Origin of the sequence: Devosia chinhatensis, from assembly GCF_000969445.1 — a bacterium.
Classification (GTDB): Bacteria; Pseudomonadota; Alphaproteobacteria; order Rhizobiales; family Devosiaceae; genus Devosia; species Devosia chinhatensis.
Genome location: NZ_JZEY01000054.1, coordinates 677,363 through 693,017, shown reverse-complemented (window position 1 = coordinate 693,017; position 15,655 = coordinate 677,363). Strand labels below are relative to the sequence as shown.

At 63.4% G+C, this 15,655-nt stretch carries 14 protein-coding genes; 5 read left to right on the top strand and 9 right to left on the bottom strand.

The features are described from left to right. Nucleotides 1-43: 43 nt before the first annotated feature. Nucleotides 44-1,189, top strand: a complete 1,146-nt coding sequence (locus tag VE26_RS16970) for a DUF2865 domain-containing protein (protein WP_052715633.1) — start codon at nt 44-46, stop codon at nt 1,187-1,189. Here the strand turns inward: VE26_RS16970 and gltX are convergent. Both gltX and VE26_RS03405 read right to left on the bottom strand, forming a co-directional pair. Continuing rightward, a complete protein-coding gene (gltX, locus tag VE26_RS03410) occupies nt 1,134-2,462 on the bottom strand; it encodes a glutamate--tRNA ligase (protein ID WP_046103769.1) in 1,329 nt (442 codons plus the stop codon). The genes VE26_RS16970 and gltX overlap by 56 nt on opposite strands. Further along, the gene (locus tag VE26_RS03405; protein ID WP_046104964.1) at nt 2,459-4,126 is read right to left on the bottom strand and encodes an NAD+ synthase; all 1,668 of its coding nucleotides are present in this window, start codon (nt 4,124-4,126) and stop codon (nt 2,459-2,461) included. Before VE26_RS03405 ends, gltX begins: the two co-directional genes overlap by 4 nt. 227 nt (nt 4,127-4,353) lie before the next feature. Here VE26_RS03405 and VE26_RS03400 point away from each other — a divergent pair, with 227 nt between their 5' ends. After that, nucleotides 4,354-4,776: a response regulator gene (locus VE26_RS03400; protein ID WP_046103768.1), complete on the top strand. Its 423-nt coding sequence runs from the start codon at nt 4,354-4,356 to the stop codon at nt 4,774-4,776. Nucleotides 4,777-4,779: 3 nt separating this feature from the next. Here the strand turns inward: VE26_RS03400 and VE26_RS16965 are convergent, their stop codons facing one another. The 5 genes from VE26_RS16965 to rpiA all read right to left on the bottom strand — a co-directional run bounded on the left by VE26_RS16965 (nt 4,780) and on the right by rpiA (nt 11,011). After that, a complete protein-coding gene (locus VE26_RS16965) occupies nt 4,780-6,693 on the bottom strand; it encodes a PAS domain-containing protein (RefSeq protein ID WP_052715632.1) in 1,914 nt (637 codons plus the stop codon). A 107-nt stretch (nt 6,694-6,800) separates the two neighbouring features. Continuing rightward, the gene (locus VE26_RS03390) at nt 6,801-8,177 is read right to left on the bottom strand and encodes a class II 3-deoxy-7-phosphoheptulonate synthase (RefSeq protein ID WP_046103767.1); all 1,377 of its coding nucleotides are present in this window, start codon (nt 8,175-8,177) and stop codon (nt 6,801-6,803) included. A 96-nt stretch (nt 8,178-8,273) separates the two neighbouring features. Next, on the bottom strand, nt 8,274-9,653 hold the full coding sequence (gor, locus tag VE26_RS03385; RefSeq protein ID WP_046103766.1) for a glutathione-disulfide reductase: 1,380 nt from the start codon (nt 9,651-9,653) through the stop codon (nt 8,274-8,276). 106 nt (nt 9,654-9,759) lie between these two features. After that, complete coding sequence (locus VE26_RS03380; protein WP_152658698.1) at nt 9,760-10,287, bottom strand: DUF2059 domain-containing protein; 528 nt, start codon at nt 10,285-10,287, stop codon at nt 9,760-9,762. A 22-nt stretch (nt 10,288-10,309) separates the two neighbouring features. Beyond that, nucleotides 10,310-11,011 (bottom strand): ribose-5-phosphate isomerase RpiA, encoded by a 702-nt coding sequence (gene rpiA, locus VE26_RS03375; protein ID WP_084619913.1) that lies wholly within the window; start codon nt 11,009-11,011, stop codon nt 10,310-10,312. A 247-nt stretch (nt 11,012-11,258) separates the two neighbouring features. Between rpiA and VE26_RS03370 the strand changes: the two genes are divergently transcribed. Next, complete coding sequence (locus VE26_RS03370) at nt 11,259-11,846, top strand: L,D-transpeptidase (RefSeq protein ID WP_046103764.1); 588 nt, start codon at nt 11,259-11,261, stop codon at nt 11,844-11,846. Between the two features lie 93 nt (nt 11,847-11,939). Beyond that, the gene (gene moaA / locus VE26_RS03365; RefSeq protein ID WP_046103763.1) at nt 11,940-12,950 is read left to right on the top strand and encodes a GTP 3',8-cyclase MoaA; all 1,011 of its coding nucleotides are present in this window, start codon (nt 11,940-11,942) and stop codon (nt 12,948-12,950) included. On the opposite strand, the gene VE26_RS03360 is transcribed toward moaA, so the two are convergent. Continuing rightward, on the bottom strand, nt 12,947-13,348 hold the full coding sequence (locus VE26_RS03360) for a VOC family protein (RefSeq protein ID WP_046103762.1): 402 nt from the start codon (nt 13,346-13,348) through the stop codon (nt 12,947-12,949). The two genes, moaA and VE26_RS03360, sit on opposite strands and share 4 nt — an antisense overlap. Before the next feature lies 1 nt (nt 13,349). Then, the gene (locus tag VE26_RS03355; protein ID WP_046104961.1) at nt 13,350-13,829 is read right to left on the bottom strand and encodes an Lrp/AsnC family transcriptional regulator; all 480 of its coding nucleotides are present in this window, start codon (nt 13,827-13,829) and stop codon (nt 13,350-13,352) included. Nucleotides 13,830-14,111: 282 nt separating this feature from the next. Between VE26_RS03355 and VE26_RS03350 the strand changes: the two genes are divergently transcribed. Beyond that, nucleotides 14,112-15,638, top strand: coding sequence for a sensor histidine kinase (locus VE26_RS03350; protein ID WP_046103761.1), 1,527 nt, complete (start codon nt 14,112-14,114; stop codon nt 15,636-15,638). The last annotated feature ends 17 nt before the right edge of the window (nt 15,639-15,655 follow it).

Genomic DNA, 15,655 nt, shown 5'->3' with positions numbered 1-15,655 from the left:
GCTGGGGAATGAAGCGGTTGCGGCCCGCATATAAGGATTTCTGGTGACGTTCTCCACTACGGGCCTGCGTGCCCTGGCTCTGCTGATTCTGGCGATGACCGTGCTGGCGCTCGACATCGAGACTGCTCATGCCCAGGCCAATCAATGTTCGCGCCTGCAGGGCGCCCTCGCCCAGTTCGACCGCAATGGCGATTTCCGCGCGGTCAACAGCAACAACAATTCGGCCCGCCAGCTGGCGCGCCAGGTACAGGATGCCGAAAGCCAGTATATCCGCCAGGGCTGCAATGACGATGCGCGCGCCGGGCGAACGCTGACGCGCGAATGCCAGCTGATCGCCCGCGACGTGATTGCCCTGCGCAATCAGTATTCGGCCCTGTCGCAGGCGGTCGAGACCGGCAATGCCGTTGCCCAGCAGCGCGAGGCGATCCTGCAGGAAATGGTGCGTTTCGGCTGCAATGCCGGCTCCAGCGCCACCTTCTCGCAGGACCGTCAATCGGTGTTCGACCGGGTCTTCGGCAGCACGACGGGTGGCGACTTCACCGATGGCGACTTCGTCGATGGCGGCGATTATTGGGGCTACCAGGGCTATAACACGGTCCGCACCGTCTGCGTCCGTCTCTCGGACGGCTATTTCTGGCCCATCAGCTATGCCACCACGCTCGATTACGTGGGCGGCGATTCCACCACCTGCCAGACGATGTGCCCCAACGCGGCGGTGGAGCTTTATTACTACGACAATCCCGGCCAGGAGCCCGAGCAGATGCGCAATCTCTCCGGCTCGCCCTATACGGCCCTGCCCAATGCCTTTGCCTATCGTACCAAGTTCGACGAGACCGCCAGTTGCCAGGCGCCGGTCAATAGCGATGGCGCCGTGCGTGTCGCCAGCGCCGAGGGCGGCAATGGGCGCGCGGTGCTCGACATCAATGGGATGAGCATTCCCATGCCCCTGCGCGATCCGCGGGGCGTGGTGCCGGTGCCGGCGGCTGCGGCGCCGCAGGAGGCCGCCTCGGCCGTCGCCATGGCCGATGTCCCCCTGCCCCGTCCGCGCCCCTCAGGCCCGGGCGAAATCGCCCGACGCCCGGAGGCGCCGGCTCCCACCGAATTGCGGATCGTTCAGTTCGGCGACAAGGCCGTCAGGGTAGTCGGTCCAGACACGCCTTACGCCCAAGCAGGACGAGCAGGGACTTGAGCTCTGGGCCGTCGTGGCGGCCCGTCAGCGCCAGCCGCAGCGGCAGAAACAGGGCCTTGCCCTTGCGGCCGGTGGCACCCTTGAGTGCGTCGGTCCACTGCCCCCAAGTGTCTTGATCCCATGGCTCGGGGGGCAGCAGCGCCTTGGCGAGCTTGAGGAAGTCCTCGTCTTCGGGCGACACGACCGGCTCGACCGGGCCGGTGACCAGCTTCGCCCATTCGGCGATGTCGTCGAAGCGCGTCAGGTTTTCGCGCAGCAGCATCCACATCGCCTCGCCTTCAAGGCCCATGGCGGACAGACGCGGGGCGGCATCGGCATAGGGCATGGCGTGCAGCAGCCGCGCATTGAGCGCGTTCAGCTCCGCCGGATCGAACCGGGCAGAGCCATGCGAGATCATCGAGAAGTCCAGCCGCTCGGCAATCGCGTCGAGGCTGTCATAGGGCTCCACCGAAAGGCTGGTGCCGGTCAGGGTTGCGACGATGGCAATGGCCAGGGGCTCATAGCCCTCGGCACGGAAATCGGCGATGGACTGGCTGCCCAGGCGCTTGGAAAAGCCCTGCCCGGCCGCATCGGTCAGCAGGTTGTGGTGACCGAAGGCCGGTACCGCGCCGCCCAGCGCCTCGAAGATCTCGATCTGCGTGCCGGTATTGGAAACGTGGTCCTCGCCGCGGATCACATGGGTAATGCCCAGGTCGATGTCGTCGACCACGGAAGGCAGCGTGTAGAGGTAAGACCCATCGGCGCGGATGAGCACCGGGTCGGACATCGAGGCCGTGTTGACCGTCTGGGCGCCCTTGATGACGTCCACGAACTGCACGGGGCGTCCGTCGAGCCGGAAGCGCCAGTGCGGGCGACGGCCCTTGGCTTCGAGCCGAGCCTTGTCGTCTTCGGTGAGGCTGAGCGCGGCACGATCATAGATCGGCGGCTTGCCGAGAAGCCGGGCCCGGGCCCGCTTGCGGTCGAGCTCGTCCTCGGTTTCGTAGCAGGGGTAGAGCCGACCGTCGGCAATGAGGCTGTCGCGCGCCGCATCATAAAGCGCGGTGCGCTCGGACTGGCGGACCAGCAGGTCCGGCGTGACGCCCAGCCAGTGCAGGTCTTCCTCGATGCCGTCGGCGAAGGCGCGGGTGGAGCGCGCCAGATCCGTATCGTCCATGCGCAGGACATATTTGCCGGCATGGCGGCGGGCGAAGAACCAGTTGAGCAGCGCGGGACGCGCATTGCCCAGATGGATGCGGCCGGTCGGCGAAGGCGCCCAGCGTACGATGACACTCATCCGACAGTGACGTCCTTGTAGCCATTGGTAATGGGATAGCGGCGGCCCAGGCCAAAGGCGCGCGGCGTCAGCTTGGGACCCGGCGCCGACTGGCGGCGCTTGTATTCGGCGATATTGACCAGCCGCTCGATGCGCTTGACCAGCGCGGGCTCATGGCCCCGCGCGACAATGTCGCCCAGCGCCATTTCCTCTTCGACCATGCAGGTCAGGATATCGTCGAGCACCGGATAGGGCGGCAGGCTGTCCTGGTCCTTCTGGTCGGGACGCAGTTCCGCACTGGGCGACTTGTCGATGATGGCCTGGGGAATGACCGGGCCGGCAGGCCCCAGACAATCGCCCGGCATATGCTTGTTGCGCCAGTCGGCTAGCGCATAGACGGACATCTTGAACATGTCCTTGAGCGGATTGTAGCCGCCATTCATGTCGCCATAGATGGTGGCGTAACCGACGCCCATCTCGCTCTTGTTGCCGGTTGTCAGCAGCATCGAGCCCAGCTTGTTGCTGACGGCCATAAGAATGGTGCCACGCATGCGCGACTGGATGTTTTCTTCGGCCAGGTCGAGCGGGCGATCGCCGAAGATCGGCGCCAGTTCGTGCAGCGCCTGATCCACGGGCCCGCCAATGGCCACCACGTCGTAGCGCACGCCCAACAGTTTGGCGCAATCCTCGGCGTCGCGCAGGCTCTCGGGCGAGGTGTAGCGATAGGGCAGCATGATGCAATGTACCTTATCGGCACCAAGCGCATCGACGGCGAGCGCGGCGACGACGGCGCTGTCGATGCCGCCGGAAAGGCCGAGCACCACATGCTTGAAGCCGTTCTTGTGCACATAATCGCGCAGGCCCAGCACCGCGGCGCGCCAGGGCGCCTCCTCCACTGAGGGGAGGTCGTCGATGCGTCCATTGGTGCAGGTCCAGCCGTCCGGCCCGCGGGTCCAGTCCGAGACGATGAAATCGGTTTCGAAGGACTTGCCCTGCAGCACCAGCCTGTCACCCGGCTCCATGGCAAAGGAGGCGCCGTCAAAAACCAGTTCGTCCTGGCCGCCAACCTGATTGAGGTAGATCATCGGCACGCCGTCCTCCGCAACGCGGGCGCGGACCAGATCCTTGCGCACATGCTGCTTGTCGGTCCAGTAGGGCGAGCCATTGGGGCACAGCATGATCTCCGCCCCCCGCATGGCCAGATGCTCGCACACGGCGCTGTGCCAGATATCCTCGCAGATCGGGATGCCCACTGGGACGCCCTTGATCTCCACCGGCATGGCCAGCGGTCCGGGCGTGAAATAGCGCTTCTCGTAGAAGACGTCGGCATTCGGCAATTCGCGCTTATAGCGCGTGGCGATCACCTGTCCGTTCTCGGCCACCAGCACGGCATTGTAGAGCCGACCCTGCTCCGCCCAGATTGTGGGCAGGATCAGCACCGTACTGGAGCCGGCTGTTTCGGCCACGAGGTCCCTGGCAGCCTGAATGGCATCGGCGAGGAATTGCGGCTTGAACAGCAGGTCGTCCGGAAAGTAACCGGTGATAAAAAGCTCGGAAAGCATCAGGATATCGGCCCCGACATCCTGCGCCTGGTGCAGCGCGGCCCGGCCCAGCTCCAGATTGCCTGGAAGATCGCCGACCTTGGGGTTGAGCTGGGCGAGCGCAATACGAAGCTGGTCGGTCACGATGATGCTGGCCTGATGCGAGAAAGAGTTTGCCACTGCGGGGCAGGATGGCGGCAGACTTAGCCGCTCGCCCTGCCAAGGGCAAGCCGAAGGCGTTTGTCGGTTTGGTAACAGGTGCAATGCATCTTAGGAGCATCACCCCTGAAACTCTTGCGGCAACCGAATGATCGGTTAAAGAGTTCCTGCAGACAATCTGAGTAAAATGCGCCATTAACGACGCCGTGATTATGTCCTATCGAGTCCTCATCGTCGAAGACGAATTCATCGCTGCCACGGAGATCGAGTATGTCGTGGCCGAGATGGGTCACAACCCGATCGCAATTGCGGCCGATCAGAAATCGGCGCTTGCCCATGCGGGTGACGTCGATATCGCGTTGGTGGACCTCAACCTGAGGGATGGTCCGACGGGCATTCATATCGGGGAAATCCTGGCTCAGACCCATGGCGTGACGGTGGTCTTCCTCACCGCCAATCCCTCACAGCTGGGTGATGGCGTCCCCGGCACGATAGGTGTCATGCCCAAGCCTGCCACCGATTACGACATTCGCGAGGCCATCGATTTCGCCGTCGCGCGCCGTGTCGCCAGTGATGCCAAGCCGCCGCGTCGGCTGAAGCTTTTCAACTGGGGCGGCAATCCCCTTCCGAATTAGAGCTCAGGTGTTGGGGCCGGCCCTCAAGCGGGTCGAACGGCTCAGCGCATCCAGCGGCAACTCGATATCCACGTTCAGGCCATCTTCATTCCACTGACGCGTAAGCTTGCCGCGCATCTGGCCTTCCACCGACAATTGAACCAGTCGCGTCCCAAAGCCGCCGAGAGTTTCCGGCTGGGTGACCTTGGGACCACCGATTTCGCTCCATTGGAGGTGATAGGCGTCTTCCCCCTTGCGTCCGGTGATCGAGACGCGCCCACCCTGCTGCGATAGCGCCCCGTATTTTGCAGAATTGGTCGCTAGCTCGTGCACCAGCAAGGCCATTGGCGTGGCCGCAGCATCGTCGACGCGGGCATCGTCGCCACTGAAGCTGACGCGCGGCTGCTCGTCGCCATTATAGGGGCGCAACAGGCGCTCGATAAGGGCCGAAAGATTGCCCTGCCCGGCTGTCGTGCTATCGAAATAACCCTGCGGCCGCACGAAATCATGCGCTTCGCCAAGGGCATAGATCCGCTGGCGCAACTGATCGGCGAAGGTCTTGGATTCAGGGTAGCTGCGTGCCGACAGGCTGATAATGCCGTTGAGCACCGCGAAGATGTTCTTGATGCGGTGGCTCAGTTCCTGCGCCACGAGCTCGCGCTCCTCGGCGATGAGACGCGATTCGTGGATGTCGGTGCAGGTGCCGATCCAGCGCACGATCTGCCCATTGGCATCGCGGATTGGCAGGGCGCGACCCAAGGTCCAGCGGTATTCGCCGCTGTGATGGCGCAGGCGATACTCGATTTGGTAGGGCTCGCCCGTCGCCAGCGAGTGCCGCCAGACGCCCCACGCACGCTCCTGATCCTCAGGATGGAAGACATCGTTCCAGCCTTCGCCGTCTGTCGTGCCGGCAGGCACGCCGGTAAAATCGTACCAGCGGGCATTATAATAATCGTGGAAGCCGTCCGGACGGGTCGACCAGACCATTTGCGGCATGGCATCGGCCAGGGTGCGGAAGCGCAGTTCGCTTTCCGTCAAGGCTTCGGCGGCGCGGTGCTGCTCGCTGACGTCGATGGCAACACCTGGGAAGCGATGTACGCGCCCATCGGCATCGACGCGGGGACGACCGGACGCGACCACCCAGGTCACCCTGCCCTCGGCATCCTGCAGGCGATATTCCGACTTGTAAAACGAGCCATGCTTGAGGGCTTCGGCGATTTCCTGACCCACGCGTTCGACATCGTCGGGATGGATCGCCTGGAGGAAGGCACTGATCGGCACGCCCAGCCCGGCCCGCAGGGAATCGAGGTTGAACAGCGCGGCAAACTTGTCGTCGGCCGTTACCCGGTCATTGAGCACATCCCAGTCCCAGGTGCCCACGAGGTCGGTGCCATTGATGGCAAGGGACATGCGCTCTTCGCTGCGCGCCAGGGCCCGCTCGGCCAGGACGCGATCGGTGGTCTCGTGCACGACGCAGAGCGTGCCCATGGACAGGCCGTCATCGCCCATGATGGGGCTGTAATGGAGATCCATCCAAACCGATTCCGGCTCGCCATGCCGGTTCAGCACCAATTCCTGATTGTTGAAGGTCCAGGATTCGCTGAGCAGTCCGCGCTCGATGTTCTGCCGGTTGAATTCGGCGATCTCGGGCCAGGCCTCCAGGGTGCGCATGCCGAAGATCTCTGGATGCCGCTGACCGGCAAACACGGCATAACCTGAGTTATAGAGCAGGATGCCCTCCTCCCCAACCATCATGGCCATGGGGGTGGACGCAGCCATCATCAGGCGCGCCGCGCCCTTGAGGCTTTCCGGCCAGTCGGGAATTGGCCCCAGGGGCGTTGTCGACCAGTCGAAAGTATTGAAAAGCTTGAGGGTAAAGTCCTGTTCGAGCCGATCCCGCGTTTCAGGAGCTGCATGGGGATATAGGGACTTCGGCATTGCCTACTCTTGATGGATGTCGTGCAGCAGCAGGCTATCTGAATCGAGGACGCCGCGCATCGGGACCTGAACGCGCGGCATCACAAACAGTTCAACGGCGTATCGGATTACTCGCCGGCAGCGCTGAAGCGATAAGGCGGCTTTTGCGCATGCACTTCCTCGGCCACGAGGAAGGCCAGTTCCAGGGCCTGGCTGGCATTGAGCCGGGGATCGCAATAGGTGTGGTAACGGTCGGAGAGCGAAGCCTCGGTGACCGCCGACATGCCGCCGACGCATTCGGTGACATCGTCTCCGGTCATTTCGATATGCACGCCGCCGGCATAGGTGCCCATGTCGCGGTGCACCTCGAAGAAGTTGCGCACCTCTGCCAGCACCCGGTCGAAGGGGCGCGTCTTGTAGCCGGTCGAGGCCTTGATCGTGTTGCCATGCATGGGGTCGCAGCACCAGACGACGGTGCGGCCGGCCTTCTGCACCGTCTCGATCAGGCGCGGCAGGTGCTCGTGCACCTTGTCGGTGCCAAACCGCGAGATCAGGGTGATGCGGCCGGCTTCGTCGGTGGGATTGAGCCGGTCGAGCAGGCGCAGCAGGTCGTCGCTGGACAGGCTCGGGCCACACTTGACGCCGATGGGATTGTGAATGCCGGCGAAATACTCGACATGCGCCTCGTCGGGATCGCGGGTGCGGTCGCCGATCCAGAGCATGTGGCCCGAGGTGGCATACCAATTGTTGCTGATCGAGTCCCGGCGCGTCAGCGCTTCCTCATAGCCCAGCAGCAGAGCCTCATGGCTGGTATAAAAGCTGGTCTGCCTGAGCGCGGGGGTATTTTCCGGGTTGAGGCCCAGCGCGCCCATGAAGGTGATGGCATCGTCGATCTTGCGCGCCACTTCCTCGTAGCGAACGTTCCAGTTCGAGCCCTTCATGAAGCCCATTGTCCATTCGTGGATGCGCGTCAGTTCGGCATAGCCGCCCATCGAAAAGGCGCGCAAAAGGTTCAGCGTCGCCGCCGATTGCCGATAGGCCTGCAAGAGGCGGTCCGGATTGGGGACGCGCGCGCCCTCGTTGAAGGCGATGTCGTTGATGATGTCGCCGCGATAGGACGGCAGCTCGACCCCGTCGATCACCTCGGTATCGGCCGAGCGGGGCTTGGCGAACTGGCCGGCGACGCGGCCGACCTTGACCACGGGCTTGGATGCGCCATGGGTCAGCACCAGCGCCATCTGCAGGAAGACGCGGAAGAAGTCGCGGATATGGTCGGCACCATGCTCGGCAAAGCTTTCGGCGCAGTCACCGCCCTGTAGCAGGAACGCATCGCCACGGGCCACGGCGGCCAGGCGTGCCTTGAGTTCGCGCGCTTCGCCGGCAAAGACGAGCGGTGGGAAGCTGCCCAGCTGGCGCTCCGCATCGGCCAGTGCAGCCGGGTCGGGATAGGCGGGCACCTGCCGAACGGGCTTGCTGCGCCAGGAGCTAGGGGTCCAGGTGGTCATGTCCAGGTCTCGCGCCAGGGTAAAATTGCTGCTGGCGCAATACCAAGCCAATCCGGCCGTGCCAAGCAAATTGCGGCCCGGCCGACGCTTCGGTCTTTAGCCTACGACCTTCTTGCCGTCGCGATAGACATAGGTGGGCCCCTTGAACGTCACCAGCTCCTCGGCGGCGGAGGGGTGGAGTGCAATGGTCCGGTCGAAATCGGCCTTGCTGGCGCCCATGCCCACCGCGATGGCCGCGAGCTGGATCATTTCGGCGGCGCCCGGCCCCAGGATATGGACGCCGAGCACCTTGCCGCCATGCTTTGCGGTGATCAGCTTGAGCACCATGCGTTCGGTGCGCGTCGAGAGCGTGTTCTGCATCGGGCGGAAACGGGCAAGATAGACGTCGATGTCGCCATGGGTCGCCGCCTCTTCCTCGGTCAGGCCGACCACGCCGATCTCCGGCTCGGCGAAGACAGCCGTGGGGATCAGCGAATGATCGACGGTCAGCGGATTGTCGTTGAACACCGTCTCGGCGAAATACCAGCCCTCGCGGATGGCGACCGGGGTCAGCTGGGCACGACCGGTGACGTCGCCCACCGCATAGATCGAGGGCACGGACGTCTGCGAATAGGCATCGACGGCGATGACGCCGTTGGGCGCCAGGGCAACGCCCGCCGATTCAAGGCCGAGACTATCGATATTGGGGCGCCGACCGGTGGCAAACATCACCGCACCATAGGGAGCCGTCACCCCGTCGCTGAAGGTGGCAAGGATGTCTTCGTCCGGCTTGGACAACGATGCGATGGTGGTCTGGTAGATGATGCGGATGCCGCGCTCGGTCAGCCCGGCTTCGAGGCCCCGCTTCATATCCTCGTCGAAACCGCGCAGGATGCAGTCACCGCGGTAGATGATGGTGGTGTCCACCCCCAACCCGGCAAAGATGGTGGCGAATTCGACCGCGATATAGCCACCGCCCTCGATCAGGATCGAGCGCGGCAGCGCAGGCAGGTCGAAGGCCTCGTTGGAGGTGATCCCCAGTTCCGCTCCCGGAATGTCGGGCACGAAGGGACGCCCGCCGGTGGCAATCAGCAGATATTTGGCGCTGAGCTCGCGGTCCTGGCTTACAAGGCGCACCGAGTGGGCGCCCGTCACAACGGCACGATCGCGGATGATTTCGACGCCCGGCTTTTCGAGATTGCTCGAATAGGCATGTTCGAGGCGGCTGATTTCCTTTTCCTTGGCCGCCACCAGGGTGGGCCAGTCGAAACTGGCATCGACCTGCCAGCCGAAGCTCTCGGCGACGTCGAACTGATCCTTGAAGCGGGCCGCATAGACATAGAGCTTCTTGGGCACGCAGCCGCGGATCACGCAGGTGCCGCCGACGCGGAACTCTTCGACGATCGCCACCTTGGCACCGTAGGTCGCGGCCATGCGCGCCGCACGCACGCCGCCCGAGCCGGCGCCAATGACCACAAGGTCATAATCATAAGTCATCTTTGCCCCCGCTTATCATCGTCATTTGCCGATGAATATGGTCACGCGTGTCGCATAAAAAAAGACCCCGCTCAAGGCGGGGTCAATGGCGGAACAATCCGTCCGGTCAGATTTCGACGCCCTTGGTGCGCAGGCTGGCGCGCACCTTGGAGAAAAATTCGGTGCGCAGATTGTTGGTATAGACCTGCAGCACGCGACGAATGTCGGCATTCACTTCCGAATTGGCGGTGGCCAGCTTCTGGCCGGTGGGCGATTCATAGAAGGCCACGATCTCGGTCAGCTCTTCGCGGGTGAAGCGAATGGCATAGACCCGCGCGAACTGGTCGAGCAGCTCGCCCTTGCGGCCATTATATTCCTGGATGACTTCACCGATCGTCTCGTTGGTCTGATCGATGATTTCAGGGTTCTGCGTCACGATCTGGCGCATGGTGTCGATGCCGATCTCCACCACGGTGGTCTCGAAGACCGCACCACGATCGGTCAGGTCCACATATTTGCGGGCCAGCGCCAGCTGCTCGGGCGCCACTTCCTGCGCGATCGCGGGGGCCGACATGGCGATGACGCCCGCCGTCAGCACTGCGCCCAGCACGGCCTTGGCGCCGCGCATCATGTTCCCGTTCGTCCAGAATGCCATCTTGTCCCGATCCACGCTCAGTCTATTGCCGTTCCAAAACTTCTACGCCATTGGGCGTCGCCACATAAGCCTTGCTGCACATTCCCAGGAACAGCCCGTGCTGGACCACGCCGGGAATGGACAAAAGCTCTCTCGAAAGCGCTTCTGGCTGCGAAATGCGGCCAAAACAAGCATCGAGTATGAGGTGGCCGCCATCCGTCAGATAGACGGCGCCCTTATCTTCTCCGCGCAGCGTCAGCGCCTTGTCCGCCCCATAGGCGGCCAGCACCCGGGCCACGGCATTGCGCGTCGCGCCCAGCCCGAAGCGATTGACCTCGATGGGCAGCGGAAAGCGCCCCAGTTCGGCGACGCGCTTGGACTGGTCGGCAATGACGATCATCCGGTCAGACGAGGCGGCAACGATCTTTTCGCGCAGCAGCGCCCCACCCGCTCCCTTGATGAGGTTGAGCGCAGGATCGATCTCGTCTGCACCATCCACCGTCAAGTCCAGGCGATCGAGGTGGTCAAGATCGGATAGCGGGATATTGAGCCCCCGGGCCTGGGTGGCCGTGACTTCGGAGGTCGGCACACACAGCACGTCCATCCCGGCGGCCACTTTCTCGCCCAGCAGATCGACGAAGTGCCGGGCGGTGGAGCCGGTGCCCAGGCCAAGACGCATGCCCGAGCGCACCTCCGTCAGCGCCATGGCCGCTGCCTTACGCTTCAATGCCTCGATATCGCTCATGGCCGGTCTCCCATTGGGCGGCGATGTGGCAGCGCGTGCCCTACCCTGTCAAGATTGCGCGCGCGGGCCAATCACCACTTGGTGAACGACAACTGTAACCTGCTGGCAACACAATTTCGCGATGATGTGGCATTTGTGGCAGGAGCAAGGCGAAAATCTTCCCGGCCAGAAGCATTCGCAGTAATTAGCGTCCCCATAGCGGACACCCGAATCAAACCCGTCGCGCACCCAGAGGCCAGATCAAAAGATGAGCATTATCAAAGTCATATTGGCGGCAGGCATGTCGATGCTGCTTTCTGCCAGTTTGGTTGCGCCGGCAACCGCCGCGCTTTGGTATAATCCGGACACCAATTCCTTCGAGCAGCGCGAGGCGACAGCCAGTCGCAGCGGCAGCCCGATCAAGAAGCAGATCGTGGCCTATGAGACCAACCAGAAGCCCGGCACGATCGTCATCGAAACGTCCGAACGCCGCCTCTATCTGGTGCTCGAGGACGGCCAGGCGCTGAAATACGGCATTGGCGTGGGCCGCGAGGGCTTCACCTGGGCGGGAAGCAATCGCATCACCCGCAAGGCGGAATGGCCCGGCTGGACGCCGCCGCCGGCCATGCGCAAGCGCGTGCCCGACCTGCCGGCCTTCATGCCCGGTGGCCCGGACAATCCGCTCGGCGCCCGCGCCCTCTATATCGGCTCGACCCTTTATCGCGTGCATGGCACGTCCGAGCCCTGGACCATCGGCCAGGCCGTTTCCTCGGGCTGCATCCGCATGACCAACGAGGACGTCACCGACCTTTACGATCGCGTCCAGGTCGGCGCGCGCATCGTCGTCAATCACTGACCGCGTTCGATGCCTCCATCAAGGCCGTCCTTCGGGGCGGCCTTTTTCGTTTGCCGCCCTTGCATTGCCGCCTGCCGCGTTTAGGTTCAGGCCATGACTGATCCCGTGTCCACACATCCACTGATCGACCGCTTCGGGCGGCGCATTTCCTATCTGCGCATTTCGGTCACGGATCGCTGCGATTTCCGCTGCGTCTATTGCATGGCCGAGGACATGACGTTCCTGCCACGCAAGGACGTGCTGCGCTTCGAGGAAATCGAGGCCATTGCTGACGCCTTTATCGCCCGGGGCACCACCAAGATCCGCCTGACCGGTGGCGAACCGCTGGTGCGGCGGGACATTGCTGACCTCATTGCCAGCCTGGGTAATCGGCTCGGTCACGGTCTCGACGAGCTGACCCTCACCACCAATGGCAGCCAGCTCGCCAAGCATGCAAAGGGCCTTGCCGCTGCGGGCGTACGGCGCATCAACGTCTCCATGGACACGCTCGACCCCGAACGCTTCGCCGCGATCACCCGACGCGGCCGGCTGGAAGATGTGCTGGCCGGCATCGCGGCAGCGCAGGATGCGGGCCTCGCCATCAAGATCAACATGGTGGCCATGCGCGGCGTCAACGAGGATGAAATCGAGCCAATGATGGCCTTTGCGCATGGGCGCGGCATGGGCCTGACGCTGATCGAAGGCATGCCCCTGGGCGAAGTGGGCCTTGACCGCGTCGATACCTATCTGCCCTTGCGGGAACTGCACGAGCAGCTGTCCCGCCGCTATACGCTCACGCGGCTCGACCAGAGGACCGGTGGCCCGGCGCGCTATGTGCATGTCGCCGAAACCGGCGGTGTTCTCGGCTTCATCACCCCGATGAGCCACAATTTCTGCGAAAGCTGCAATCGCGTGCGCCTGACCGCGACCGGCCAGTTGTTCCTGTGCCTGGGCCAGGAAGACCAGGTGGACCTGCGCGCGGCCTGGCGCGAAGGCGGCCCTGAGGCGCTGGATGCAGCGCTCGACCATGCCATGCACATCAAGCCCAAGGGCCACGATTTCGCGCTGGACCGGACCCGCCCCGAGCCAGCCGTCGCGCGGCACATGAGCGTGACGGGCGGCTAGCGGCCGGGCGTGCGCTCCACCAGCTCGACAAGGATGCCATCGGGATCGCGGATAAAGGCGACCCGCTGCACCATTTCGGTATTATGCGCATTGCGCGGCCGCTCGACGATCTCGACGCCCTTGGCGTCCAGCATCTCGACCACGGCGTCGACATTGTCATAGGCTAGCGTCAGGTGGCGCATGCCCGCTTCGCTCATCGGCACATCCCGGAACCGCCCTGCCCCGCCATTGGGCGCGACGATTTCCAGCATGCCGCCGCCGGCATCGAGGAAAGCGACTTCGGCCGTGTCGTTCTTTTTACGCAGCCGCAATTTCAGCCCCAGCAGATCGCAGTAAAAGGCAATGCTGGCATCCATGTCGCCAGTCGTGGTGCCGATATGCTCGAACCCGACCAGCACGTTACTTGTCTTCGTCGCTGATGATCGCGAAGTCCAGCGGCAGCGCCGTCGTGTACTTGATCTGCCCCATGGCGAAGGCCGAGCTGACATCGGTCAGGTTGATCTTGCTGATCAGGCGCTTGTAGAACGTGTCATAAGCCCCGATGTCGGGCACGACCACGCGCATCAGGTAATCGACGTCTCCGCTCATGCGGTAGAATTCCACCACTTCGGGGAATTCATCGACCACGCCAGCGAATTTGCGCATCCAGGCTTCGTTGTGCTCATTGGTCTTGACCGACACGAAGACGGTGACCCCGACATTGACCTTGGCCGGGTCGAGCACCGCCACGCGTCGCTGGATGACGCCGTCTTCTTCCATCTTCTGGATGCGGCGCCAGCAGGGGGTGGTGGAAAGCCCTACCTTGCGGCCGATCTCGGCCACCGGCATGGTCGCGTCTTTTTGCAGAAGCGACAGGATTTTCCGGTCGATCTTGTCCAATGCCATATTACCCTCGGGAAATCAGATTGCGCCTATGCCCTTTCGACCCGGCCCAGGCGTCCAAATGAGTGCCACACCTGCCCTTTTGGCGCAATAAAATTGCGCGGCCGATCCCGAGCGAGATTGGAAGACTTTGTTAACCCAGAGCGGTCCGTCTCGTCGCAGGCGGGCTGAGCATGGGCGGTCTCGATTTCACCGCCTGTTAACCACCCGCCCCTAATCTGCCAGGCCAGTACCGCGAACGCGTTTTGGTTCGCTCAGTTGAGTAACGAGTAAGAGTTCATGCCGTCCCAGTCGATCAGCGAAGCTGATAGTCGCGCGCCTATGGGCGTCGACGGCAAGCGCAACGCCCAGAAGGCGGTCAGCGAAGCGCGCCAGCGCCTTACCTCCAGTTCCGGCACGCGCGCCGATTTCGATTTCGAACTGATGCAGGACTATGCCGCTGCCCGCGTGGGCGCAGCCCTGCCGATGGCAGCCATTGTCAGCATCCTGGCCATCGTTGCCAGCCTGTGGGTGCCTGTCACCATCGCAGCGCTCTGGGCGGGGCTGGTCATCGCCAGCCTGCTGATCGTCGTCCATCTGGCGCGACGCTTCACCCTGGCCGACCCCACCAAGTTCAATGCCGGGCGCTGGACCACATCTTTTGTCGCCGCTGAAACCGTCAGCGGCATCGCCTTGTCGCTGCTGGCCCTGTTCAGTCTCTTTGCCGAGCCGGCGGACCTCGCGCCGGTCATGTTCGCCATGGCCCTGGTGGGCATTGCCAGCAATGCCATCGCCACCCATACCCTGCCGCCCGCCACGCTGGTCAGCACCCTGCCGGTGACGATGAGCGTATCGGCCGCGCTGATCGCGCTGGGCGGCACGCTCAATTACACGCTGGCTGCCGTCACCATCTGCGGCGAGATCTTTTTCCTCTTTCTTGCCCGCCAGCTGCATGGCTCCGAGCTCGAGACCATCACGCACCAGTCCGAAAAGGACACGCTGATCTATGAGCTGGAGGAAGCGCGCAATATGTCCGACGAGGCCCGTCGCCACGCCGAGCAGGCCAATATCGCCAAGAGCCAGTTCCTCGCCACGATGAGCCACGAACTGCGCACTCCGCTCAATGCCATTATCGGCTTTTCCGAAGTGCTGAAATCAGAGCTGCTCGGTGCCCATCAGGTGCCGCAATACAAGGAATATGCCGGCGACATTCATTCCAGCGGCCAGCACCTGCTCAACCTCATCAACGAGCTTCTCGATCTCAGCCGCATCGAGGCGGGCAAGTACGAGTTGAACGAGGAAGCCGTTTCGCTGGTCGACATCGCCGAGGATTGCCGCCGCATGATGGAATTGCGCGCCAAGTCCAAGGGGATCGAGCTGGTCTTCAGCTATGGCGATCACCTGCCCAAGCTGTGGGGCGACGAGCGCGCCATCCGCCAGGTGATGCTGAACCTTCTGTCCAATGCCATCAAGTTCACCCCGCAGCAGGGCAAGGTCACCCTCGTGGTGCAGCGCAGCCGCGATGGCGGCCAGATGATTTCGGTCAAGGACAACGGCCCCGGCATTCCCCAGAACGAGATCGAGACGGTGCTCTCCTCCTTCGGGCAGGGCTCGCTGGCCCAGAAAACGGCCGAACAGGGCGCAGGCCTGGGCCTGCCCATCGTGCAGAAGATCATGGACCTGCATCAGGGCCGGTTCGACCTTTACTCCAAGCTGCGCTTCGGCACCGAGGTCTTTGCCACCTTCCCCCGCGCCCGGGTGATGGATGCGCTGGCGCCGGTCGTCGAAAAACGCAACCGGCTGGAAATCTATTCGGAAGCCGGCTGATCGGCCGCATCACCGTC

What these genes read in the sequence shown, in the direction of transcription:
- gltX (WP_046103769.1), bottom strand. Translation starts at nt 2,462, where the DNA reads ATGAGTGTCATCGTACGCTGGGCGCCTTCGCCGACCGGCCGCATCCAT.
- VE26_RS03380 (WP_152658698.1), bottom strand. Translation starts at nt 10,287, where the DNA reads ATGGCATTCTGGACGAACGGGAACATGATGCGCGGCGCCAAGGCCGTG.
- VE26_RS03390 (WP_046103767.1), bottom strand. Translation starts at nt 8,177, where the DNA reads ATGACCACCTGGACCCCTAGCTCCTGGCGCAGCAAGCCCGTTCGGCAG.
- VE26_RS03370 (WP_046103764.1), top strand. Translation starts at nt 11,259, where the DNA reads ATGAGCATTATCAAAGTCATATTGGCGGCAGGCATGTCGATGCTGCTT.
- VE26_RS16965 (WP_052715632.1), bottom strand. Translation starts at nt 6,693, where the DNA reads ATGCCGAAGTCCCTATATCCCCATGCAGCTCCTGAAACGCGGGATCGG.
- gor (WP_046103766.1), bottom strand. Translation starts at nt 9,653, where the DNA reads ATGACTTATGATTATGACCTTGTGGTCATTGGCGCCGGCTCGGGCGGC.
- VE26_RS03400 (WP_046103768.1), top strand. Translation starts at nt 4,354, where the DNA reads ATGTCCTATCGAGTCCTCATCGTCGAAGACGAATTCATCGCTGCCACG.
- rpiA (WP_084619913.1), bottom strand. Translation starts at nt 11,011, where the DNA reads ATGAGCGATATCGAGGCATTGAAGCGTAAGGCAGCGGCCATGGCGCTG.
- VE26_RS03350 (WP_046103761.1), top strand. Translation starts at nt 14,112, where the DNA reads ATGCCGTCCCAGTCGATCAGCGAAGCTGATAGTCGCGCGCCTATGGGC.
- moaA (WP_046103763.1), top strand. Translation starts at nt 11,940, where the DNA reads ATGACTGATCCCGTGTCCACACATCCACTGATCGACCGCTTCGGGCGG.